General features: G+C 46.2%; 1 pseudogene. It reads left to right on the top strand.

Annotated features, from left to right (window positions below):
* Window positions 1-249 (top strand): annotated as a pseudogene (locus AAEY99_RS21600) (succinyl-diaminopimelate desuccinylase); the annotation flags it as partial.

Raw genomic sequence — 249 nt, 5'->3', positions numbered from 1 at the left:
CGTTAATACAACGCGAGTCGGTAACACCTGAAGATGCTGGCTGCCAACAAATGATGAACGATAGATTGCAAGCAGTTGGCTTTAACATCGAATCGTTATTTTTTACCGACACCTTAAATACCTGGGCACGCAAAGGGACGCAATCGCCACATTTTTGTTTTGCCGGGCACACCGATGTAGTCCCCACTGGCCCTGAAAAAAACTGGCAGTACCCGCCATTTTCTGGCCTAGTTGAAAATGGTTTATTAC

Source organism: Shewanella sp. S1-58-MNA-CIBAN-0166 (assembly GCF_040310085.1).
In the GTDB taxonomy this organism is placed as follows: domain Bacteria; phylum Pseudomonadota; class Gammaproteobacteria; order Enterobacterales; family Shewanellaceae; genus Shewanella.
Note: the sequence above shows the minus strand (reverse complement) of the source record. Positions and strands in the feature narration are given on the sequence as shown.